Origin of the sequence: Corallococcus llansteffanensis, assembly GCF_003612055.1 — a bacterium.
GTDB lineage: Bacteria > Myxococcota > Myxococcia > Myxococcales > Myxococcaceae > Corallococcus > Corallococcus llansteffanensis.
Genome location: NZ_RAWB01000093.1, coordinates 1 through 22,384 on the forward strand (window position 1 = coordinate 1; position 22,384 = coordinate 22,384).

General features: G+C 72.3%; 16 protein-coding genes and 1 pseudogene. 9 read left to right on the forward strand and 8 right to left on the reverse strand.

Translation table 11 applies throughout. The features are described 5' to 3' along the window. Nucleotides 1–529: 529 nt before the first annotated feature. The 3 genes from D7V93_RS11505 to D7V93_RS11515 all read left to right on the forward strand — a co-directional run bounded on the left by D7V93_RS11505 (nucleotide 530) and on the right by D7V93_RS11515 (nucleotide 8,214). Entirely contained in the window at nucleotides 530–2,344 is a 1,815-nt protein-coding gene (locus D7V93_RS11505) for a sigma 54-interacting transcriptional regulator (protein ID WP_208722985.1), read from the forward strand. Continuing rightward, on the forward strand, nucleotides 2,341–6,573 hold the full coding sequence (locus tag D7V93_RS11510) for an nSTAND1 domain-containing NTPase (RefSeq protein WP_120643449.1): 4,233 nt from the start codon (nucleotides 2,341–2,343) through the stop codon (nucleotides 6,571–6,573). Before D7V93_RS11505 ends, D7V93_RS11510 begins: the two co-directional genes overlap by 4 nt. Before the next feature lie 183 nt (nucleotides 6,574–6,756). Continuing rightward, nucleotides 6,757–8,214: an ADYC domain-containing protein gene (locus D7V93_RS11515; protein WP_244237241.1), complete on the forward strand. Its 1,458-nt coding sequence runs from the start codon at nucleotides 6,757–6,759 to the stop codon at nucleotides 8,212–8,214. 20 nt (nucleotides 8,215–8,234) lie between these two features. Here D7V93_RS11515 and D7V93_RS11520 read toward each other — a convergent pair whose 3' ends face one another. The 5 genes and pseudogenes from D7V93_RS11520 to D7V93_RS47660 form a co-directional block, all read right to left on the reverse strand. Next, entirely contained in the window at nucleotides 8,235–8,639 is a 405-nt protein-coding gene (locus tag D7V93_RS11520; RefSeq protein ID WP_120643451.1) for an SRPBCC family protein, read from the reverse strand. Beyond that, complete coding sequence (locus D7V93_RS11525) at nucleotides 8,636–8,953, reverse strand: ArsR/SmtB family transcription factor (RefSeq protein ID WP_120643452.1); 318 nt, start codon at nucleotides 8,951–8,953, stop codon at nucleotides 8,636–8,638. Before D7V93_RS11525 ends, D7V93_RS11520 begins: the two co-directional genes overlap by 4 nt. A gap of 73 nt (nucleotides 8,954–9,026) precedes the next feature. After that, on the reverse strand, nucleotides 9,027–9,491 hold the full coding sequence (locus D7V93_RS11530) for a GyrI-like domain-containing protein (protein WP_120643453.1): 465 nt from the start codon (nucleotides 9,489–9,491) through the stop codon (nucleotides 9,027–9,029). A gap of 15 nt (nucleotides 9,492–9,506) precedes the next feature. Next, nucleotides 9,507–10,028 carry a helix-turn-helix transcriptional regulator gene (locus D7V93_RS46555; protein WP_244237242.1) on the reverse strand — a complete coding sequence of 174 codons (522 nt, stop codon included), beginning with the start codon at nucleotides 10,026–10,028 and terminating at the stop codon, nucleotides 9,507–9,509. 92 nt (nucleotides 10,029–10,120) lie between these two features. Continuing rightward, nucleotides 10,121–10,510: pseudogene (locus D7V93_RS47660) on the reverse strand (cupin domain-containing protein); the annotation flags it as partial. 147 nt (nucleotides 10,511–10,657) lie between these two features. On the opposite strand from D7V93_RS47660, the gene D7V93_RS11540 reads away from it, so the two are divergent. After that, entirely contained in the window at nucleotides 10,658–11,545 is an 888-nt protein-coding gene (locus tag D7V93_RS11540) for an NmrA family NAD(P)-binding protein (RefSeq protein ID WP_120643454.1), read from the forward strand. Between the two features lie 45 nt (nucleotides 11,546–11,590). After that, nucleotides 11,591–12,361, forward strand: a complete 771-nt coding sequence (gene tam / locus D7V93_RS11545; protein ID WP_120643455.1) for a trans-aconitate 2-methyltransferase — start codon at nucleotides 11,591–11,593, stop codon at nucleotides 12,359–12,361. Between the two features lie 9 nt (nucleotides 12,362–12,370). Here the strand turns inward: tam and D7V93_RS11550 are convergent, their stop codons facing one another. Next, a complete protein-coding gene (locus D7V93_RS11550; RefSeq protein ID WP_120643456.1) occupies nucleotides 12,371–13,714 on the reverse strand; it encodes a sigma 54-interacting transcriptional regulator in 1,344 nt (447 codons plus the stop codon). A 145-nt stretch (nucleotides 13,715–13,859) separates the two neighbouring features. Here D7V93_RS11550 and D7V93_RS11555 point away from each other — a divergent pair, with 145 nt between their 5' ends. From D7V93_RS11555 to D7V93_RS11565, 3 genes are all read left to right on the forward strand, one after another. After that, the gene (locus D7V93_RS11555) at nucleotides 13,860–15,782 is read left to right on the forward strand and encodes an SPFH domain-containing protein (RefSeq protein ID WP_208722987.1); all 1,923 of its coding nucleotides are present in this window, start codon (nucleotides 13,860–13,862) and stop codon (nucleotides 15,780–15,782) included. A 76-nt stretch (nucleotides 15,783–15,858) separates the two neighbouring features. Beyond that, nucleotides 15,859–16,656, forward strand: a complete 798-nt coding sequence (locus D7V93_RS11560; protein WP_120643458.1) for a hypothetical protein — start codon at nucleotides 15,859–15,861, stop codon at nucleotides 16,654–16,656. Between the two features lie 126 nt (nucleotides 16,657–16,782). Further along, nucleotides 16,783–17,682 (forward strand): hypothetical protein, encoded by a 900-nt coding sequence (locus D7V93_RS11565; protein ID WP_120643459.1) that lies wholly within the window; start codon nucleotides 16,783–16,785, stop codon nucleotides 17,680–17,682. Here D7V93_RS11565 and D7V93_RS11570 read toward each other — a convergent pair. Continuing rightward, nucleotides 17,679–18,578 carry an FAM151A/B family protein gene (locus D7V93_RS11570; protein ID WP_158623709.1) on the reverse strand — a complete coding sequence of 300 codons (900 nt, stop codon included), beginning with the start codon at nucleotides 18,576–18,578 and terminating at the stop codon, nucleotides 17,679–17,681. The genes D7V93_RS11565 and D7V93_RS11570 overlap by 4 nt on opposite strands. Nucleotides 18,579–18,708: 130 nt before the next feature. Between D7V93_RS11570 and D7V93_RS11575 the strand changes: the two genes are divergently transcribed. Beyond that, nucleotides 18,709–21,345 carry a carboxypeptidase regulatory-like domain-containing protein gene (locus D7V93_RS11575; RefSeq protein WP_158623710.1) on the forward strand — a complete coding sequence of 879 codons (2,637 nt, stop codon included), beginning with the start codon at nucleotides 18,709–18,711 and terminating at the stop codon, nucleotides 21,343–21,345. A gap of 186 nt (nucleotides 21,346–21,531) precedes the next feature. On the opposite strand, the gene D7V93_RS11580 is transcribed toward D7V93_RS11575, so the two are convergent. After that, on the reverse strand, nucleotides 21,532–22,230 hold the full coding sequence (locus D7V93_RS11580) for a S8/S53 family peptidase (RefSeq protein ID WP_120643462.1): 699 nt from the start codon (nucleotides 22,228–22,230) through the stop codon (nucleotides 21,532–21,534). Between the last annotated feature and the right edge of the window lie 154 nt (nucleotides 22,231–22,384).

Consider the following 22,384-nt stretch of genomic DNA (forward strand, 5'->3'; position numbering starts at 1 on the left):
CGTCAACGGTCGCGGCGGGCGCGACGGGAGAGGGCGTGACGGGCGGGGGCGCCACGACGGGACGCTCCTGCCGTGGCTTCGGGGGCGTGTGGCTCCTGGCGCGCACGAACAGCACGGCCCCGGCGACTCCGACACACAGCGCGACCGCGACGATGACGAGGTTCCAGGTCACGCCTGCGTTCCGGTCCGGGGGGGAAGGCATGCCGCATTCAATTCCCTTCACGGGGGCTCGGCAAACGTTACCGGCGATGGCAAGGCTTGCCGTCCCGAGGCATGGCAAGCCTTGCCGTCCCGCGTGCCTGCGCGGGGGGAAGTGGTGCTGGCACTCGCGTTGCTTTGTCGGGCCATGTCCGCCCTCGCCGGTCCGCAGGAAACGGCGCCACGCGAGGGCATGCCCCGAGGCTCCCCTGCCATGCCGAAGACCCCTGTGAGCATCCGCCCCCTGCTGGGGCTCCGGGGAGGAAGCGCCGCGAGCCCGCCGCCGGGCTGTCCCCCCCGGTGTGAACGTGACAGCATGCAAGGTCGTCGGATGACCTCCCCCGTTCCCAACCCTCGTGACACCCGTCCTCTCGGAATGGGTGGGGCGGAGTCACCGGACTCCAGTGCCGCCTACCTCCTGGTGATGGAGGGAGACTCCTCGTGGCGCTTCTCGTTGCCCGCCGAGGGCACGGTGCTGGTGGGCCGGGATGAACCGGCGGACCTGCACCTGAAGGACGAGAGCGTCTCCCGCCGGCATGCCCGCATCCTCGTGACGGAGGAGGGGGCGCGCGTGGTGGACCTGGGCAGCCACAACGGAACGCTGGTCAACGGCCGCCCGGTGGAAGGGGCGCACCTGCTGCTGTCTGGCGACGTGCTGTCCTTCGGCGCGGTGCTGGCGGTGGTGCGCGCCCGCTCACGCCCCGTGGCGGCCCGGCGCACGCTGGAGACCGAGCGGCTGATGGCGCACCTGCGCGAGGAGGTGGACCGCGCGTTGCGCTACAGCCGACCGCTGTCGGTGCTGGTGCTGGCGCTGCCGGAGCCCCTCACCGGGGGCCGTGACGCGGTGGAGGCGCTGCTGACGGCGGAAGCAGGGCCGGCGGAGGCCCTGGGGTGGCTGGATGCCGCGCACCTGTTGTGCGTGCTGCCCGAGGTGTCCGGCGAGTCGGGCGAGGACGGGCTGGGCGAGCGCGTGGAGGCGCTGCTGGCGGCGTACCCCCGGGCCCGGCTGGGCACCGCGGCCTGTCCCACGGATGGCTGTGACGCGGACACGCTGGTGGCGGTCGCGCGCACGGCGGCGCAGGCGGCGAAGCCGGGACGCGCGGCGGCCGCGGCCGACGGGGCGACGCGGCTGGACTTGGCCGGGCGGATGGTGCTGGTGGCGGACCCGGCCATGTCCCAGCTCTACGCGCTGCTGCGCCGGCTGGCGGCCAGCGAGCTGCCCGTGCTGGTGTGCGGCGAGACGGGCGTGGGCAAGGAGAACGCGGCCTTCGCGGTGCATCACTGGTCGCGCCGCAGCGCCGGGCCGTTCATCGCCGTGAACTGCGCCGCGCTCCCGGAAGGGCTCGTGGAGAGCGAGCTGTTCGGCAACGAGAAGGGGGCCTTCACTGGCGCCACCTCGTCGCGCGCGGGCCTGCTGGAGAGCGCGCAGAGCGGCACCGTCTTCCTCGATGAAGTGGGCGAGCTGCCGCTGTCCGCGCAGGCGAAGCTGCTGCGGGCCCTGGAGGTGCGGCGCATCACCCGCGTGGGTGATACGCGCGAGCGGCCCATCGACCTGCGCGTGGTGGCGGCCACGCACCGCGACCTGGAGGCGGAGGTGGTGGCCGGGCGGTTCCGTCAGGACCTGTACTTCCGCCTGGGCGCGGCCACGGTGTTGCTGCCCCCGCTGCGCGAGCGGCCCCGGGAAGTGCCCCTGCTGGCGCGCGACTTCCTGGCCCGTGCGTGTCAGGCGCTTGGCCGGAAGGAGCTGGTGCTGGCGTCGGACACGTTGCAGGCGCTGTCGCGCGATCCGTGGCCCGGCAACGTGCGGGAGCTGCGCAACCTGATGGAGTTCGTCGCCGCGGCGGTGGCGGGGGACGTGGTGGATCCGCACCACCTGCCTCCGCGCATGCAGGGGCGAAAGGGGGCCGCGGTCCCGCCCAGGACGGACCCCGTGCCGGAGGCGAGTGCCCCGGACTCGCGGTTGCCCTTGGCGCAGGAGCTGCGTGAGCTGGAGCGCCGCCGGATGATGGAGGCGCTGGACGCGGAGGACGGCGTGCAGACGCGGGCTGCGGCGCGCATCGGCATGCCGATCCGGACGTTCTCCTTCAAGTTGAAGCAGCTCGGCGTTCAGGTCCGCCCCGGGCGTCGGGGACCTACGCCCGAATGAGCCTTCCCCCCGGGCCGCAGCTGGAGCCTCCGCGAGAGTTCGAGGAGTACCGCCTGCTGCGCCCGCTGGGCCACGGCGCCATGGGGCGGGTGTTCCTGGCGCACGACACGCTGTTGGATCGGCAGGTGGCGGTGAAGTTCATCGCCACGGCCGCGGGCGGGCTGCCGGACGCGGCGGCCCGGGCGCGCTTCTTCCAGGAGGCGCGCGCCATCGCCCGGCTCCAGCATCCGAACGTGGTGGCCATCCACCGCGTGGGTGAGGTGCGTGGCCAGCCCTACCTCGTGTCCGAGCTGATCCGGGGCGAGTCGCTCGACCGGCTGTCGCGGCCCGTGGAGGGGGGACGGGTGCTGCGGCTGGGCATCGACCTGGCGCGAGGTCTGGCCGCCGCCCACCGCCGGGGCATCCTCCACCGCGACCTGAAGCCCGCCAACGCCGTGCTGTCGGAGGACGGCGAGGTGAAGCTGCTCGACTTCGGGCTCGCCGAGTGGAGCGTGGGGACGGAGCCCGCGGTCCCGCTGGCCGTGATTGCTTCGGGGGATGGTGCCGGCGCGGCGCGAGCCACCGCGGACTCGCGCCCGCGACCCCTGGTCGTCGACACGCAACCGCTGCCAGGTGTGTCCGCCCTGGATGGGGACGACCTCCAGCGGACCGCCACGCTCAGCGATGTGTTGCCCGAGCACGCGGGAGCACGTGCAACACGCGACGTCCCACCAACCGCGACTCCGCCCGCCATGCTTGGCGACGCGACGCCCGCGCACGCGGGTGCACGTGCAACACGAGACGTCTCGCCGACCGCGAGCCCGCCCGCCACGCTCGGCGATGTGCCGCCCGCGCACGCGGGTGCACGTGCAACACGAGACCTCCAGCCGCTGCCCACTGCGTCCTCCACTCCCGGAGCCGTAGCGCGCGCGCGTGTGGCTGTTCGTGCGACGCAAGACCTCCAGTCGCTGCCCACTCCGCGGTCCGCGCCCGGTGACGTGGAGCGCGCACACGACGCTGCCCGTGCGACCACTGGCCCTGGCACTCCCATTCCGGAGCACGTCGCGCTCGTGGGCACGCCGCTCTATCTGGCGCCTGAGCTCTGGCGCGGTGAACCCGCGAGCCGCGCGAGTGACGTGTACGCGATGGGCGTGCTGCTCTACGAAATGTGCGCGGGAGTCGCGCCCCACGAGGGCGTGCCCCTGGCGGACCTGGGCCGCGCCGTGCAGGAGCAGCCCCCAGGCCCGCTCGCCGACGTGGCCCCCGCGCTTCCTCCCGGGCTGGCCGCCGTGGTGGACCGGTGTCTGTCCCAGAACCCGGCCCATCGCTTCGCGTCCGGCGATGCGTTGCGAGAGGCCCTGGAAGCGCTGAGCCTCCCCGACCGTGCGGGCGCGCTGCCCACCGGCAATCCCTATCGCGGGCTCCAGCCCTTCGAGGCCGCGCACCGAGGAGTCTTCTTCGGCCGCGAGAGCGAAGTGCGCGAGGTGCTCGACCGTCTGCGGGGTGATGCCTTCGTCCTGCTCGCGGGTGATTCGGGCGTGGGCAAGTCGTCACTGTGTCGCGCCGGGGTGCTGCCCGCCCTCACCGCCGGGTCGGAGCCGGGGGAGCGCGCGACGTCGTGGGCCGTCGTCTCCTGCACGCCGGGCCGGCGTCCGCTGGAGGCGCTGGTGGAGGCCCTGGCCCCGCTGCTCGACATGCCGGCCGAAGCCCTGCTCACGGCCGTGGAGACGGAAGAGAGCGGGGTGCTGGCGCGAGCCCTGCGCCGCCGTCCCGCCAGCGCGCCCCAGGTGCTGCTCTTCGTGGATCAGCTCGAGGAACTCGTCACCTTCTCGGAGCCCGCCCAGGCCATACGCCTCTCCGAGGAGCTGGCCCTCGTGGTGCGCCGCGCTCCCCGGACCCGGGTGCTGGCCACCGCGCGCAGCGACTGTCTCACCCGGCTGGTGGCGCTGCCCGGCCTGGGCGACGAGGTGCCCCGGGCGCTGCACCTGCTGCGAGCGCTGTCGGAGCAGGGCCTGCGCGAAGCGGTGGTCGGCCCGGCCCGCGCGCTCGGCGTGCGCTTCGAGTCGGCGGAGCTGGAGCACGCGCTCGTCACCGCCGCGGCGCGCACGGACGGAGGCCTGCCGCTGTTGCAGTTCACGCTCGCCGCGCTCTGGGAGGCCCGCGACCGGGAGCGGGGCCTCATCCCCGCCTCCGCGCTGGAGACCCTGGGCGGCGTCGAAGGCGCGCTGGCCCGCCACGCGGACGCGGTGGTGGCAAGGCTGCGGCCGGAGCAGCGCCCCCGAGCGCGTGAGCTGTTCCTGGAGCTCGTCACCCCCGAAGGCACACGCCTGCGCCGCACCGTCACGGAGCTGCTGCGGGGCCCGGATGACGGCGCGGGACGCGCGGTGCTGGAGGGCCTGGTCCAGGGCCGGCTCCTCACCGCGGGCGAGGCCGAGGGCGGCGAAGCCAGCTACACGCTCGCCCACGAAAGCCTGCTCACCGGCTGGGACACGCTGCGCGGGTGGATGGGCGAGGACGAACAACGGCGCGCCGTTCGTCACCGCCTGGAGCGCGCCGCCGCCGAGTGGCAACGCCTGGGTCGGCCGGTGGAGCTGCTCTACGCGGGACGGCAGCTCGCCGAGGCCACCAGCGCGGGTGCGCGGCCCGGGCGCTCACAGGAGGCGGACTTCCTCGCCCGCTCGCGGCAGGTCGCCCGCCGTCGCCGCGCCGTGCGCTGGACGGGCGCCATCGCGGTCCCGCTGGCCCTGCTGGGCGCGGTGGGCGTCACGCGACTGCAGGCGAGGGCGCAGTTGGAGGCGCGCATCACCCGCCAGCTCGCCGAGGCCCGGAGCCACGCCGCCACCGCGCGCCTGGAGGACGCGGAGGCGGAGCGGCTGCGCAAGGAGGCCTTCGCGCACTTCGACGCGCCCGGGCGCCAGAACCGGGAGGCCGCGGAGGAGGTCTGGTCCCGCGCCCTGGAGGTCGAGCGGAACGGAGAGACGGACTCGCTGCGCGCCCTGGCCTCGCTGGAGACCGCGTGGGGGCTGGCTCCCGGACGCGCCACCGTGCGGGACCTCCTGGTGGACCTCCTCGCGGAGCGGGTGTCACGGGCCACGCTCCACCAGCAGCCCGAGGTCCGCGCCCAATGGCTGACGCGCCTCGCCGCCTACGACGTCTCCGGTGCGCGAAGGGCGGGGCTCTCCGCGCCAGCGCGCATCACCCTCGTGGCCTCTCCGCCGGGGGCGCGGGTGCGCCTGCTCGGCCCGGGACCGGAGGACGCGGCCTTGCCGGGGCGCGAGCTCGGCACCGTGCCCCTGCGTGAGGAGTCGGTGCCTCCGGGCTCGCACGTGCTCGTGTTGGAAGCCCCGGGCCACGCCCCCGTGCGTGCGCCCGTGATGCTGCGTTCCGGCGAAGCCCTGACGCTGGACCTGAAGCTGCCACCCGCCTCCGCGGTCCCCGAGGGCTTTGTCTACGTGCCGCCCGGCCGCTTCCTCCAGGGCGCGTCGGAGAGCGAATACCTGCGGCGGGCCTTCTTCTATGCGCCGCCCTTGCACGAGGTGGAGACAGGCGCCTACCTCATCGCCCGGCACGAGGTGACGTTCGGTGACTACACCGCGTTCCTCGCGTCCCTGCCCGCGAAGGAGCGCTCCGAGCGCCGGCCCGGCAACCGCCATCGCATCACCGTGGTGGACCTGGTGGAGGAGGCCGGCGGCCACTGGCGTCTGGAGTTGAGCCCGGCCTCGGCGCACTACAGTGCGAAGGAAGGGGAGCCCGTGCGCTACGGGAAGCGGAACCGGCGCGCGGTGCAGGACTGGCGGCGCTTCCCGGTGTCCGCCATCTCCTACGACGACGCGCTGGCCTACGTCGCATGGCTGGACCGCACCGGACGGGTGCCGGGCGCGCGCCTGTGCACGGAGCGCGAGTGGGAGCGGGCGGCCCGGGGCGCGGACGGACGGCGCTACCCTGGCGGCGACTGGCTGGGACCGGACGACGCCAACGTCGACCTGACCTACGGCCGTGAACCCCTGGGCTTCGGCCCGGACGAGGTGGGCAGCCACCCGCGCTCGCGCAGCCCCTTCGGCGTGGACGACCTGGCCGGCAACGTGTGGGAGTGGACGCGCTCCGACGTGGTCCCCGACCAGCCCTCCGCGCAGGGCGGAAGCTGGTACCAGAGCGACCTGACCGCGCACGCCGCGAACCGGGACGTGGTGGAGCGCACCCTGCGCGAAGCGCTCCTGGGCCTGCGCGTCTGCGCGACGCCGCGCTTCTGACCCCATCCGCCCCCTCCCGGTGGCAGCCCTTGCCGGCCACCGGCAAGACTTGCCGGCCGCTCCTGCCAGCGAAGGCCGCCAGCCGCCCTTGCCGGGTCGCCTTCACGCCGCGAAGGGCTCGGGGCGGGTCCTGGCACGCCGGCTGCTCTAGGGACTTCCATCCCCATGAACGAGGTGCATCCCGTGAAGTCCACTCCCCGCTTGTTCCCAGCGTGTCTGTCCGTCTGGTTCCTCGTCGCCTGCGCGGTGCCCGCACCGGGGGAAGACGCGCCGACACCGCAGCTGACGACCCAGGACTTCGCTGACGGGAATGACGGCTACCACTCGCAGGGCACGCTGCTGCACGGCACCCCATACCTGGCCGCGTACTTCGCGAACACCACGGTCCTGTTCGAGGGCCGGCACCGCGGCGCGACGTCGCGGCTGGACAGGGGGGAGCTCGTCGCCGACATGACGCTCCTCGTGAATGGCACCACCGCCAGCCTCCAGGCGTGCACGTCGTCGGGCGCGCAAGGGGCCACCCGCGCGTGTGGTCTGGTGGTGGAGGGGCAGGGCACCTGCACGCCGGGCACGCGGGTGACGATGACCAGCGGCGGCATCTGTCACCGCGACATTCCCGGGAGCTGCTCGGGCGAGCCGGTGGTGCGGGTCTGCTCGGGCGAACGGCCCTGCGAGCACGAGGGTACGGGGTACCTCGCCACGGGGGCGCCGACCTGTGGCTTCTCGGCGTGTCCCTCCGTCCTCTTCACGTGCCCGGCCAGCGGCATCTACACCGTACTCGCTGGAGCCTCCACGCCGGGCAACGCCTGGAGCCTGGACCTGGCCAGCACCAGCGGCGTCTTCCCCGCGACGACCCGGGAGCTGCGCGCGGAGAAGCTCGTCGGGGCCCGGTTCCAGATGAATCCGGGCTCCAGCACGGGCCCCCAACTGGAGTTGGCGGAGGTGACCAACGCCTCGGAGGTCGTCATCACGGAGTCCCCTGGCACGTGGGACCCGAGCGGCGCCACGTTCCTCTACAACGTGAAGGTCCTGGACTCGGACGGTCAGGTGATGGGCCCGCTGTGCGGAAGCAATCCGACTCCCGGCGCGGGCCCGGGCCTGGCCGTGCCGGTGCGCGGGCTCTATGACACCCTGGGCAACCGCACGGAGAGCACCGCCGCCTTCACGCTGGGCTGCGATTACGCGGTCATCGCGAAGTGCTACCGCTGGGGCTACAAGCCCTGGCTCGACGGGGCGCAGGCCGGGCCCACGACGAAGGCGCACTGGAGCTGCACCCGCATGGCGCGCGCCGACTACTGCGGCAACGGCAGCTCGTACACCCGCGACGGCACACCCATCCGCCTGTGGGACGGGCTGTCGCCCACCATCAACCCGCCTCCCGCCAATCCCATCCCTCCGGTGGGGGTGAAGTTCGAGGCGGGGTGGAAGACGACCGGCCCCGCGTGTCTGAGCCACTGGCGGTGGAGGTCCCTGGACGCGACCTGCATCGACCTGAACTGGCCCATCTATGACGAGCACGGGAAGGTCCTCAACGACTGCCGTGACTCCCAGGACGACACGTGCGCGGCGATCTGCGACGACGCGAACGAGGCGGCCCAGCTCTATGGCGCGAACGTCTTCAACGAATCCGCCATCCACTAAGGCGAGAGGGAGGGGCTGGCTCAGGCGCCGAGCGCGGTGTCGAGCTTCGCGAGGACCGCGGGCCAGCCCTGCTTCATGCCGTGGAAGGCGTGACGCCCCATGGGGGTATCCAGGTTGAACCCCTCATGCGTGAGGGTGAGCCGGGTCCCGGTGCCTTCCGGCGACAGCCGCCAGGTGATGACGGTGTCGAGCGTGTCGGCCGCGAAGCGATACTGGATCATGCGCTCGGGCTCCACCGCGAGCACCTCACAAGGCTGCTGGCCCCACGTGCCCATGTCGAGCGTGAAGCGGTGGCCCACGATGGGCCGGACGTCGCCCGCGGCCCACCAGCGCGCGTGCAGCGCGGGGTCGGTCAGGGCCCGCCAGACGGAGGCGGGGGCGTGCGCGTAGAACTGCTCGAGCTGGATGACCGCGGGGGATGTCATTTCCTTGCCTCCTCGTTGAGGACGTCTTCAAGCGCGGCGAGCCGCTGCTTCCAGTAGTGGGTGAACGCCTTGAGCCAGTCATCGACCTCCGAGAGCGGACGGGGATCGAGGTGGTAGTAGCGCTCACGGCCCCGGGGCTCTTCGCGCACCAGGTGCGCCTTGCGCAGCACCTGCAGGTGTTCGGAGACGGCGGGGCGGCCCAGCTCGAAGCTGCGCGCCAGGTCATTCACCGCGCGGGGCCCCTTGCGCAGCTGCATGAGGATTTCACGGCGCACCGGATTGGCGAGCGCCGAAAAGACATCCGGTTCGGGCATGCGCTCTTGAATACGTCGGAAATCTCCGACGCGTCAAGAAGTGTCGGAAATCTCCGACGCATCCCGAAGGGTCTCAGTCGAGCAGTCGCCGGCTGAACTCCGTGCGCCACAGCTTCGGGTCGGAGCCTGACTCCGGGCCCGCGACATAGACCTCCCAGAAGTCCTGGCCCGTCTTGAGGCCTTGGGCCTCGATCCAGGCATCGAACTCGCCCCAGGCGGGCCCCATGCCCTCATAGGGCCCCTGGTAGACGGTGCGCACGACCTTCATGGCGGGCCACAGGCCGGGCTTGACGCGCCCCAGGGCCGGGACTGGCGCCGTGACGGGGACGCTGATCTCGAACTCGAAGACCTGCGGGTCGATGCGCAGGTGGTGCGTGAACCAGGGGCCCGCGGGAGCGATGCCCTGGGAGGCCACCATGGCCATCAGCTCGGAGACTCCCGGGCCCATGACGGTCCGGATCTGGTTCCTCGGAACCGTCACCGGGATGATCGCGGTGAGCTGGGCGACGGTCTGGATGATGCGGGGTGTTTCGATCATGGCGAAGCTCCTCTGTCATTCCACGAGGGTGTCGTAGCCCGTGGCCGCGCCCTTTTCCATGCGACCGTGGAGCCCCCCGTCGCGGCGGAACGTGCCGGGGGCGACACCGACACAGCGCTTGAACGCCCGGCTGAAGGCGGCTTCGGACTGATAGCCCATGCGGCCGGCCACGTCAGCCAGTCCGGCATCCTCTTCCCGCAGCAGCGATGCCGCGACCTGCATGCGCCAGTGCACCAGGTACTGCATCGCCGGCATGCCGACGCGCTGGGTGAAGCGCGCCGCGAAGGCGGAGCGTGACATGGCGGCCTCCTTCGCCAACGCCGCCAGCGTCCAGTCGCGCGCGGGGTCGCGGTGGATGAGGACGAGGGCACGCCCCACCTGCGGATCCTGGAGCGCGCCGAGCCAGCCCGTCCGCGCCTCCGGGGCGTGCGCCAGCCAGGCGCGGATCGTCTGGATGACCAGGATGTCCGCCAGCCGGGTGACCACGGTCTCGCCCCCCGGCCGGAGCGCCTCGGCTTCCGCCGCCATGAACCGCATGGTGCCGTGCAGCCACTCGGGGTCGGTGCGCTGGAGGCGGCGACGCGAACGACCTTGGGCAGCAGGCCGACGAAGTGGCGCGCCGTCGGATGGTCGAAGCGGACCGCGCCGCACACCATCTTCGTCATGGCGCCCGCGCCGCCGTGGCGGAGGATCTCGTAGCGCTCGCTGACGGCCTCGCGCGGCAGTTCGAACAGCGGGGCGGCGGTGGTGCCGGGTTCGCTCACCAGCCGGTGGCAGAGGCCCTGACGCACCAGCGCGAGGTCGCCGGGCTGGAGCAGGACGGGGTCGTGGCCCTCGACCTCGAGCCAGCCCTGGCCCGACGTCACGAAGTGGAACATCAGGCACTCGGGGATCGCCGGCAGCGCGAGCCCCCAGGGCGCGGAGAACTCGGAGTTGCAACAGAACGCTCCGCGCATGCGCAGCAGGTGCAGCGCCTCGCCGAGCGGATCCACCGAGCGCCAGACGTCCCGTTCATCCATGCGGGGGAGTGTGGGGGACGCGGGCGCACAGCGTCCAGCGCGCTGGACGTTCGGGCATGAATCCTGGACCTGCTGTCATTGAGAGACCTCCACGTCGCGCCGATATTGGACGGCATGCAAGTCACCCGTTCACAGGGAGGTCGCGGAATGATCGTCGTCATGGGAGCCACCGGTCGCACCGGGAAGAGGGTCGTCGAGGGGCTGTTGCGCGCGGGCGAGAAGGTGCGCGCCATCGGACGTTCGGAGGCGTCGCTGGCCGCGCTGGCCCGCGCCGGAGCGGAGGTCCGGGTCGGGGACTCCAGCGATGCGGCCTTCCTGACGGCGGCGTTCCGGGGCGCGAGCGGGGCCTACACCCTGTTGCCGTATGACCTCCGGGTGGCGGACTACCGCGCGCAGCAGGACCGGATGGGCGAGGCCGTCGTCACCGCCGTGCGGGAGGGCGGCGTGGGCCACGTGGTCGCGCTGAGCAGCGTGGGCGCGGACCAGGGGGTGGGCACGGGCCCCATCGACAGCCTGCACGCGCAGGAGGCGCGGCTGCGCAAGCTCGCGGGGGTGAACGTGCTGGTGCTGCGGGCGGGTTCGTTCTTCGAGAACTTCTTCGACGTGCTGCCGGTCATCCGCCATCAGGGCATCAACGCGGACGTCGTCGAGCCCGGGCGCGCCGTCCCGATGATCGGGACGCGTGACATCGCCGACGCGGCCGTGACGGCGCTGCGCGCGCGGGACTGGAAGGGGTTCGTGGTGCGTGAGCTGCTGGGCCCCCGCGACCTCAGCTACGACGAGGCCACGCGCATCCTCGGGGAGCGCATCGGCCAGCCGGAGCTGCCGTACGTGAAGCTTCCCCCGAACGAGATGGCGGGGGCGCTCGTCCAGGGCGGCTTCTCCGAGGACCTGGCGCGCCTCTACGTGGAGCTGGCCCAGGCCATCAACGACGGGCGCGTCCGGTCGCTGGAGGGACGCACGCCCGCGAACACGACGCCCACGCGCTTCGAGGACTTCGCCGACGAGCTGGCCCGCGCCTACGCGGCGATGTGAGGCGCCCTGGACGGGGCCTGGAGAGATGGGGGACGCTCGCGTTCCATGAGCTGGTCCGCGGCGCAGTACACCCGCTTCGAGGATGAGAGGAACCGCCCCATCCGCGATCTGCTCGCGCGGATCCCCACGGAAGAGGTGGGGACCGCGGTGGACCTCGGGTGTGGGCCCGGCAACTCGACGGAGCTGCTGCTCCTGCGATTCCCGAAGGCCGTCGTCACCGGGATAGATGGATCGGCGGACATGATTGCAGCGGCGCGCAAGCGTCTGCCAGGCCTCCACTTCGACATTGACGACATCGCGACCTGGCGCAACCCCGGGCCTTTCGACGTCATCCTGGCGAACGCCGTGCTGCAATGGGTGCCGGGCCATGCCTCGCTGCTGCCGGCGCTCCTGGGCAAGCTGGCGGCAGGGGGGAGCCTGGCCGTGCAGATGCCCGACAACCTGGATGAGCCGGCGCATCGACTGATGCGTGAGCTTGCTGGGGACAGCGCGTGGGCCGCGAGGATGACGGGTGCCTTGAGCGCGCGCGTTCCCCGCCATGGCGCTGACTGGTACTTCCGGACGCTGCGCGATGCCGGCGCGACGGTGGACGTCTGGCGCACGACCTACCACCACCCGTTGGCCGGGGGCGCGGCGGCGGTGGTGGAGTGGTTCAAGGGCTCGGGTCTTCGCCCCTTCCTTGAGCCGCTCGACGAGACCGAGCGGGCGGACTTCCTCGCGCGGTACCAGGCGGAGATCGCCAAGGCCTACCCCGCGCTGCCCGACGGCACGGTGCTGTTGCCCTTCCCCCGGCTGTTCTTCGTCGCGACGCGCTGAGCGCGGGCCTCACGCGCCGCCGCGAGTCGTCACGCCCAGCCGTTTCATCATCGTGCGCACCGTGCCGCCAGGGTCCTTCGCCGTGCCCCGGCCGACCTCGCCCAGCAGGCGCGCGGCCTCCGCGGCATTGCCGTCCGCGCGCCGCAGCGCGGCCTGGAGGGCCAGGCGCTCCAGCCGCTCCAGCTCGGCGCGGAGGTTCATCGTCCCGGACGCCACGCGGCGCTCCACCTCCTGCGCGGACACCAGCAGGGAGGAGCTCGCGCGCTCCCGCTTCCAGAGCCGGCGCGGCAGGTCCGACACGAGCAGTTCGTCCCCGGCGCGCTTGGCCACGAGCGCGCCGTAGATGACGTTGCGCAGCTCGCGGATGTTGCCGGGCCACGGGTAGGCGCGCAGCACGTCGAGCGCCTCGGGCGTGGCGCTGCGCACGCGCGGGCTGTCGGGCGCCGTCTCCTCCACGGTGTAGTAGCGCTCCAGCCAGTGCAGCACGAGCGGCGCCACGTCCTCCTGGCGTTCGCGCAGGGGCGGCAGGTGGATCTGCACCGTGGAGAGGCGCTCGTAGAGGTCCTCGCCGAACAGCTCGCGGTCGATGAGCTGCTTCAGGTCCCGGTTGGTCGCGGCGAGGATGCGGAAGTCCACCTTGCGCCACGCGTTCTCGCCCAGGCGTGAGATGACCCGGTCCTCCAGCACGCGCAGCAGCTTCGACTGGAGCGCGTGCGGCGTGTCGTCAATCTCGTCCAGCAGCACCGTGCCGCCCTCGGCCGCGGACACCAGGCCGTCGTAGCCGTGCACGGCGCCGGAGAAGGCGCCCTTCGCGTAGCCGAAGAGCTCACCCTCCATGAGCTCGTTGGGGATGGCCGCGCAGTTGATGGGCACGAAGGTGCGCGAGCGCCGCTCGGACCACTCGTGGATGAGCCGCGCGGCGACCTCCTTGCCCGTCCCCGTCTCTCCGGTGAGCAGCACCGGCATCGACGTGCGGGCGGCCTGCGCGAGCTGGGCGAGCAGCGCCTTCGCCGCGGCGCTGTGCGCGATGAGCGTCCCCGACCCGCGTGGCGCCGGAGTCTCGATGAGGCTCTCCTCCAGCCGGCGCAGCAGCCGTGACTCCCAGTCCTGCGCGCCCGTCCAGAGCACGTCCACGGCCCCCTGCTCCACCGCGAGCCGGAGCGCGTCCACGGGCACCGGCTGCGCGCACAGCCACACCCAGGGCCCCGACTTCGGCGGGCCCGCCAGCCGTGGCTGCGCGGAGCACAGCACGGTCACTCCCGCGCCGGGTCCTCCGGGCTGCCAGCCGGCGGCATCCAAACGCTGCTTCAGGGGACGCGCTGGAGCAGGGCCCTTCCAGTGGAACGTGCGCATGCCGCGAATCAAACACGGAAGTCACCTGATTTGAATCGGGTCCTGACGCGACAGCTCCAGCAGTTCCAGCCACTTGGCCGTGGCAGGGGGCATGCAGTGGAGGGGGGGCATCCCGCATTTCCGCGGGCCGCAGGAGAAGGGCCTCATGGATTACATCGTGGTTCTGGCCGGAGTCGCACTGCTGCTGGGCCTTGGGTTGGCCTACGTGCTCAGCGGCGTGCAGGTGATCGGCGAGGACGAGTCGGGGCTGATCATCAAGAAGTACGGCGCGCCGCTGCCGCCCGGACGGCTGGTCGCGCTGGAAGGCGAGGCCGGCTACCAGGCGGAGCTGCTGCCGCCGGGGTGGCACTTCGGCTACCCGTTCTGGCGCTTCAAGGTGTCGCGGGTCCCGGTGGTGGTGGTGCGCCACGGGCACATCGCGCTCGTCGTCGCCAACGGCGGTACGTCCATTCCGCCCGGCTGCATCCTCGGGCGCGAGGTGGCCTGTGACAGCTTCCAGGACGCGCGTGCGTTCCTCGAGGGAGGTGGCCAGAAGGGCCGCCAGCTCGCCTTCCTCACGGCGGGCACCTACCGCATCAACCCCGCGCTGTTCACCGTCATCACGCCGGAGAACGCCGAGGTGTTCGACATGGAGGTGGAGGACCTGGAGATCTTCAGCGTGGGGCCCGACAAGGTGGGCATCGTGACGACGCTGGATGGTCGTCCGATTCCGGCGGGGGACCTCGCGGGTGTGCCGGTGGAGGGGCATGACTCGTTCCAGAGCGCCCAGCAGTTCCTGGACGCGGGCGGCTGCCGGGGTCTCCAGGAGCAGGTGCTGCTGTCGGGCTCGTGGAACCTCAACCCGTGGTTCGTGCAGGTGGAGCAGATCCCCATGACGGAGGTGCCCATCGGCTACGTGGGCGTCGTGGTCAGCTACGTGGGGCGCGAGCACCTGGACGTGTCGGGCGACGAGTTCACCCACGGCGACCTCGTGGAGCGCGGGCGCAAGGGTGTGTGGATTGAACCGCTGCTGCCCGGCAAGCACCCGCTCAACGCGCGGGTGATGAAGGTGGAGCTGGTGCCCACGACGAACATCGTCCTCAACTGGGCGCAGCGCACGGAGCAGCACAAGTACGACGAGAAGCTCAGCCCCATCACGGTGCGCTCGCGGGACGGTTTCAGCTTCATGCTCGACGTGTCGCAGATCATCCACATCAGCATGAAGCAGGCGCCGCGCGTCATCTCCCGTGTGGGCTCCATGCAGAACCTGGTGGACCACGTGCTGCAGCCCACGGTGGCGAACTACTTCCGCAACTCCGCGCAGCAGGTGACGGTGCTGGAGTTCCTCTCCGCGCGCACCGACCGCCAGCGCGAGGCGTACGAGGCCATCCGTGGCGCGCTGGGCGCGTACGACGTGGAGTGCATCGACACGCTCGTGGGTGACATCCAGCCGCCCGGTGAGCTGATGAAGACGCAGACGGACCGGAAGATCGCGGAGGAGCTCCAGCGCACGTACGAGGTGCAGCGCGAGGCGCAGGTGCGTCGCCGTGAGCTGGAGCGCGCGACGGCGGTGGCGAACATGCAGACGGAGGTGGTGCGCAGCGAGCAGATGGTCGCCATCAGCGAGAAGGGTGCGCTCGCGGCGGAGGAGACGGCCAAGGGTGAGGCGGCCCGCACGCGACTGCACGCGGACGCGGAGGCGCACGGCCTGCGGCAACGCGCGGACGCGGAGGCGCATGGCCTGCGGCAGCGTGCCGAGGCGGAGTCGGAGGCGAAGCGGCTGCACGGCAGTGCCGAAGCCGATGCGACGCGGCTTGTCGGTGAGGCCAAGGCGGAGGCGTACCGGACCGGCGTGGCGGCGCTCGGCGGTCAGGCCTTCACCGCGGTGCAGTTGGCCACGGTGCTGGCGCAGCACGGCGTGAAGCTCGTGCCGGAGATCGCACTCGGCCAGGATGGGGGAGGGGGGCAGGGGCTGCTCGGCGCGCTGATGGCGCGGGTGCTCCAGAACGGGCCGCCGCAGCAGGTGCTGCAACGCCCCGTGAAGCCGCCGCACGGCAACGGGGTGGAGAGCGGCCACAAGCCGGCCTGAGGTCCGTTTCGTGAAGGCCGTGCACCCGCGAGTGCACGGCCTGCGTGTTGCCAGCAGGTCGGCATCGGGAGGTCATGTGGTCGAGGCAGCGAGGACGGCGCTCCTACAATCGCTCCGGGCACTGCCCCGTGGCGCCGGGCCTGGTGCGCTGCGCGGCCTCACGGACCTCCTCGAAGCGGCGGTCGATGCGGACGATGACGTCGACCTCTGCTTCCGGGACGAGCTCATCCGGATCCTCGGGCCGGTGATGGGCGAGGACACTCCGGTGACCGTGGAGGATGCGGCGGCGTGCGCGATGGGTGTGGAGGCGAAGGTGCTCGTCGCCACGCTGCCTGCGCTGCGTGCGGTGCTCGCGGAGGTGCGTGGGTTGAAGGTGTGCTTCACGCGCGAGGCCGTCGGGGTGCTGTCGCGGGCGGAAGCGCTGCTCCAGGAGGCTCCGGTGCTGAGGACCCGCGAGGAGCTGGAGGTCGCCCTGTCCGCGCTGCGCGTGCGACTCGCGGCGGAGCTCTCCCGGCTGCATGCCCCGGTTCCCGTCGCGGTGGGGGACGCGCTCCCTACCGCGCGCTGGCTGCTTGGAGATGGGCCCCCGCCCAGGGGCTCGGCGGTGCTGGAGCTTGCTCGCGGCCTGGATGACTTCTGCCGGCGCGCACCGCTGGCCGGGTCAGACCTCGAAGCACTCCGGGTCCTCGCGCGCAGGGCGGACGCGGAGCGGGAGACTCCCGGCTGGCCGCTGCTGCTGGAGCGGCTGCGCACGCTCCGCCCCCGGTTGCTGCCCCAGAAGTCGCTGTCGCCGCTCTATCGCTCCCTGGCAGCATCCGAGACGCGCATATCGCCGGCGCCGGTATCACTCGATGCGTTGCTGTCCGTTCGATAGGTCGCCGTCGGAGTCCTGCGGGACGGAAAGTGGCGCGGAAGTTTCACCGTGACAGTGAATCCGGCTCGCGCGGCGGCGCGTGGTTTCCATGCTCCGTCACCGTGGCGTCGACTAGCGTCACGCCGCATGAACACCCGGCTCGCCTGCTTCTTCCTCACGACCTGCCTCGCCGTGTCCAGCGCGGAGGCGAAGCCCTACCGCGCCATGGTGACGCGCACCGCGACCACCACGAAGAGCGGCAACCTGGAGCTGGGCCTTCGCTACCAGGGCTTCTTCGCCCTCGACCTGGACGAGTCGCAGCCCTACCAGCAGCTCTCCCCGAGCCTGCGCTTCGGCATTACCGACAACCTGGAGGCCAACCTCTACCTGGAGCTGCTCGCGCTGGGGCTCCCCGGAGAGGAGGAGTTCAAGGTCGCCTTCGGTGACATCCCCCTGGGGTTGCAGTGGACGTTCCTGGAGACGAGCCAGGCGGCGCTGGCGGCCTACGGGCGCGTCACGCTGCCCACGGGGCCCAGCGACGAGGATGGCATCATCCCGAGCCTGTCCGATGGCACCTGGGACTGGGAGGGCACGCTCGTGGGTGAGGTGCGCGCGAGCAAGGACCTGCGCTTCATGCTCAACGCGAGCTACCTGCACCAGGGCACGCGAGACCGGGACCCCCGGCCCGAGTTCGACGTCCCGGACGCGGTGCAGCTCGCGGTGGCGGGCACGTACAACCTGGACAAGTTCACGATGCTCGGGCTGGAGGTGGTGAGCCGCTTCTACTTCGAGGACGTCATCACGCCGGTCTGGCGGGACAACGCCACCCAGGTGGAGATCCTCCCGGTGGTGCGCCACGAGGCGTTCCCCGGGCTGGTGCTGGAGGCCGTGGCGGGCATCGCCGTCACCGAGGAGCTGCGGGAGATCTACCAGTTCCGCCTGCTGCTCGGTGCCACCTACGAGTTCGACCTCGCCTCGGGGCCGAAGCTGCCCAAGAGCCGGGATGATCTCCGGCCTCCCAAGCCCGCGACGAAGCGCCGCCGCTAGAAGAGCTTGTCCAGGCCGGTCTTGACCCAGTTCTTCACGGCGTCGGCCTTGTCGCCCCAGCTGTTCCCGTGGGGCCCGGCGATGTCGACCATGCCGTTGACGCCGCGCGCGCGCAGGTCCTCGCCGGCCTTCACGGGATCCTTCGCCTCGCCCCACACGGAGACGGTGCCGGCGGGGAGGAAGGTCTGGATGGCTTCGTCGGTCAGCTTGTCGTGGCGCACCACGAAGGTGGCCGGCCCGCCCAGCTCCTTGGCCAGCGCGACCATCTTCGCCGCGTCGTCCGCCTTCACCTGACCGTCGGTGGGCGGGTTGATGGCGAGGATGGCGTTCGGGAAGCGCTCGCGGATTTCGGCGCCCCACTTCTTCATGTCATCGAAGCTGAGGTTGAGCATCAGCCGCTCTTCGGGGATGCCGACCTTCTCGAGCTCGTCGAGGACGGCCGGCATCTGGTCGCCCTCCTTGATGTCGAGCTTGAGCCCGCGTCCGGACTCCTTCCCCATGGTCAGCCACTCATGGAGGGTGAGGTTGTCCCCGTCCTCGTGGCCGGAGTCGTGACGCATCTCCGGGGTGTCGTTGTTGATCTCCTTGCGGACGTCGCCCTCGAACCAGTTGGCGCCGCTGTCCAGCGCGGCCTGGAACTGTTCCTTGGTGTTGGTGCGGTGCGCGTTGCGCGCCTCGGAGAGCGGCTGGTCGCCAGTCCAGGTGGTCCCCACGGGGCAGGCCGGGCTGGAGGAGCGCGCGGCGGCGGTGCCCTGAAAGCTGTCCACCGAGGAGTGGCCGGTGGGCGCGGCAGGCGCCGGAGCAACGGCCTTCGCGGCGGGGGCCGTCGGCTTGAAGGTCAGCTTGGGGAGCGGGACGACCGGGGGGCGGATGCGACCGCCTTGTTCAAAGGGCAAGGTGTGACCTCCAATCCGCATTATCGGCGCGAGGTCCCGGAAAGGTGCCTGCGCGCGTTTCGGCCGCCCAGGCGTGGAGTGATACTGGGGCCGGCGCCTCTGCTGAGGCTGGAGTTCGAGGACGACGGCCATGCGCAGGCGGCTCATCGGGGTGTTGGCGGTCCTGGTCGGGTGCGGCCTCGCGCTGTTCTGGGCCCTGCGTTCTGGCGGACCGGACACCTCGGAGGGCGGCGCCGGAGGCACCACGGTCGCGCGGGAGGTCCCAGCGGGTCCTCTCATGCCGCAGCGCGCAGATGGCGCGGAGGCGGGCAGTACGCCGCCGCTGGCACGCGCTCCCAGTGAGTCGGAGGGCGTCCTGGACGTGGAGGTGCTCGCGGGCGAGAGGCCCTCCCCCGGGGCGCAGGTGCGGCTCTACTGGCATGGCGAACCTGGAGAGACCGCGTGGCGGCTCGCGGGCTCCGGCGTCACGGATGCGAAGGGGCACGTCCGGCTCGCGTCAGGGCCCGGGAGCTACCTGGTGGCCGTGCGTGCCCCGGGGCAGGCGCCGCTGCTGCGGGACGTGGTGCGCCCCTACGGCGAGCTCCGCACCTCGCTGCGTGTCTCGCTGGAGCCCGGACATCCGCTCACGGGCCGCACGGTGGTGCATGGCACGAATGAACCACTGCCGCTCGTGGAGCTCGTCCTCACGGCGCATGCCCGCGGGCTGGAGCATTGGCAGCGCGCCGAGGCCCCCGATGAGGAGCGCGTCTATGCCACGAGCGACGCGCGCGGGAACTTCCGCGTGGAGGGGCTCGCGCCCGGCGCGTACCTGCTGGAGGCCCGGGCGCTCGGGCACGCGCGCGCGGTCGAGAGCCGCCTGCGGATCCCCAGGGAGGGACCGCTCACGGTGGCGCTCCGCGTGGCGGGCGTCATCGAGGGCTTCGTCGTGGACGCACAAGGCCGCCCGGCCGCGGACGCCGAGGTGCAGGTGGGCGGCAGTCCCGCCCAGGTGGTGACGACAGGCGCGGGAGGAGGCTTCTCCGTCGAGGTGGAGCCCGGCGCCCACACCGTGTCCGCGCGGCGCGGCGACGAGTCCGGCGCGCTCGACAAGCCCATCCTCTCCACCGCGGGCAGCACCGTGCGCGACGTGCGGATCCAACTGGGGCCCGGCGCGGTGCTGGAGGGCCGCGTGGTGGAGCAGTCCTCGGGAGGGCCGGTGGTGGGGGCCCGCGTCGACGTCAGCCTCTCGGAGGGCAACGGGAACCCTGGCTTCGCCCTGTCGGACGCGGAGGGCCACTTCGTGGTGCGAGGGCTTGCTCCCGGCAGCTACGACGCGAAGGTGAGCGCCCCGGGTTACTCGCCCACCCTGCGGCACGGGCTGACGGTGGCCCAGGGCGAGCGCTTCCCCGTGGACCTCGTGCTCTCGCGCACCGGCGCGGTGGAGGGCCAGGTGCGCGACAGCGCTGGTGCGCCGGTGGTGCAGGCCCGGGTGTCGAGCGTCGAGCGCTGGAACGATGGGATGGAGAGCGCTCCGGTGGAGGCCCGCACCGACGCCACGGGACACTACCGGCTCGAAGGGCTCTCCACGGGCCGCGTGCCCCTCACCGCCCGCCGTGAGGACTCGACGGTGGGCGTCCGCCAACTGGTGGACGTGGGCGCGAACGGCACGGCCCGCGCGGACTTCACGCTGGAGGGGACGGGCACCGTGGAGGGTGTGGTGCGCGCGGCCCGGGGCTCGCTTCCTGAAGGGCCGCTGGAGGTGACGGCCCTGGCGCAGGGAACGACCGCCTTCGGGACCCCGGACGTGGGCCGGGTCGGTGTCGGAGCGGAGGGAGGCTTCCGGATGGTCCTCCCTCCGGGGGGCTATGTGCTGCTGCTCACGGCGCGCCACCGCGTCGCGTCGGGCGATCACCGGCAGGTGCGCGTGGAGGAGGGGAGGACGGCCCACGTCGAGCTCACCTGGGAGGACAAGCAGGACGCGAACGAGTACCGGGGCACCGTCCTCGAACCGGATGGCGCGCCCTCTCCGGGGGCCGTCATCACGCTCACGGCCGCCGAGGGCCGGGGCATCCCCCTGATGATGGACGCCGCGGATGACGAGGGCCGCTTCGCCGTCCCCCTCGCCCGTACGGGGGGAGCCGCCACGCGCCGCGTGTTGCTGACCGCGCGCAACGGCGGACGCTCGAGCGACGCCCTGCCCGTGACCGCGGACCAGGAGGTGGTGGTGAAGCTGCGGCCGGCGGCCTCCCTCCGGGGCCGGGTGGTGCGCGACGGCGAGCCCGTGCGGGGCTTCACCCTGGCCCTCCAGCTCCAGAAGGGCTTCCTTTCCCAGGGGCAGGGGCCGTGGGAGTTCGCGGGCGAGCGCTTCGAGCTGAAGGACGTTCCGGCCGAGCCCGTGAGGCTGGTGGCGCGGACGCCCGATGGTTTGAGCGGCGAGGTCCTCGCCTCTCCCGGCATGGGCGGGGCGCTGGAGGTGGACATCCCCCTGAAGGCCTCGGCCACGGTGCGGGGCCGGGTGGTGGACGCGACCACGAAGGCGCCCGTCCTCGACGCGTTCATCTTCATCGAGGGCGAGCCGACCGCGGCGCCGGGCGATGGCGTGGACGCGGAGGGGCGCTTCTCCATCAGTGACGTGCGCGTGGGCGAGCGCGTCCTCATCGTCATGGGCAGCCCGTCCCAGGGGCGCGTGCGCCGTCCGCTGAAGGTGAAGGAGGGTGAGGTGATCGACTTGGGCGACCTGACGCTGGGGGCGGTGCCTCCACCTCCTCCGGGCCAGGCCCCTCCGTAACGGCCCGCGCGGCGCTCAGCCCCGCTCGCAGTGGGTGCCACGTGCGGCGCCCAGCTCCGCGCAGTGAGTGCCGAGTTAAGCCCTCAGCCTCACGCGCCGCGAGTGCCGCCGGCAGCGCTCACCCCCGCGCAGTCAGTGCCGAGCGAAGCTCTCAGCCTCACGCGCCGCGAGTGCCGCCGGCAGCGCTCAGCCTCTTCCGCGCCGCCAGCCGGGCGGGCAGCCATCGCGCAGCACCCCGGCCACCGCCACCGCGCACGCGAAGCTGGTCGTCATGGGCGCCTGCATCCAGCGTCCTCCCATGTAGAGCTTCACCTCCCGCTCCTTCACGACATGGTCGACCTTCACGTCGGGGTGGGCCTGCTCCATGAGCGCGGGGTCGCCCACCGACACCACCGACTCCAGTTGCGCGGGCAGCGTGGGCACTCCCCCCGCGGCGCAGGCGACGACCGCTCCTCGCGCCACCGCGCGGTCGATGACCTCGCGCATCGGCGTCTCCAGCGCGCGGAGCGTCGTGCCGAGGCTCAGGTTGAGCAGGTCCACGCCCACCTCGTCGAGCATCCACCCCAGCGCCTCCACGAGACACAGCGAGTGTCCGCGCACTCCCTGGTCGAGGACCCGGGCCACGTAGAGCTCCACGTCCGGCCAGGGACGGACCTGGTCATAGAGGATGCTCAGGATGGCCGTGCCGTGCCCATGCGTGTCCTCCAGGTCCAGCGCGCTCTCACCGGCCCGCCACGCCTCCAGCTCCGGGTGCTCGTAGGCACGCGTCTCCAGCACCTGCGCGTCCAGGTCGAGCGTGAAGCGGGCCGCCCCCGCGAGGGGAATCGCATGCTCGCGCAGGAAGGCCACCTCCACGCCGCTGTCGATGACGCCCACCTTCTTCACGGAGCACCTCCGGGCCCCGGAAGCCCCCAGTGCCGCAGCTGCCGGAACACATAGGTGCCCAGCGACACGGACTCCCTGCGCGGCGGATCCTCACCCGGAACGAGCACGGTCAACTGGACGAGCGAACCCGCCAGCAGCATCGCCGCGCAGGGAG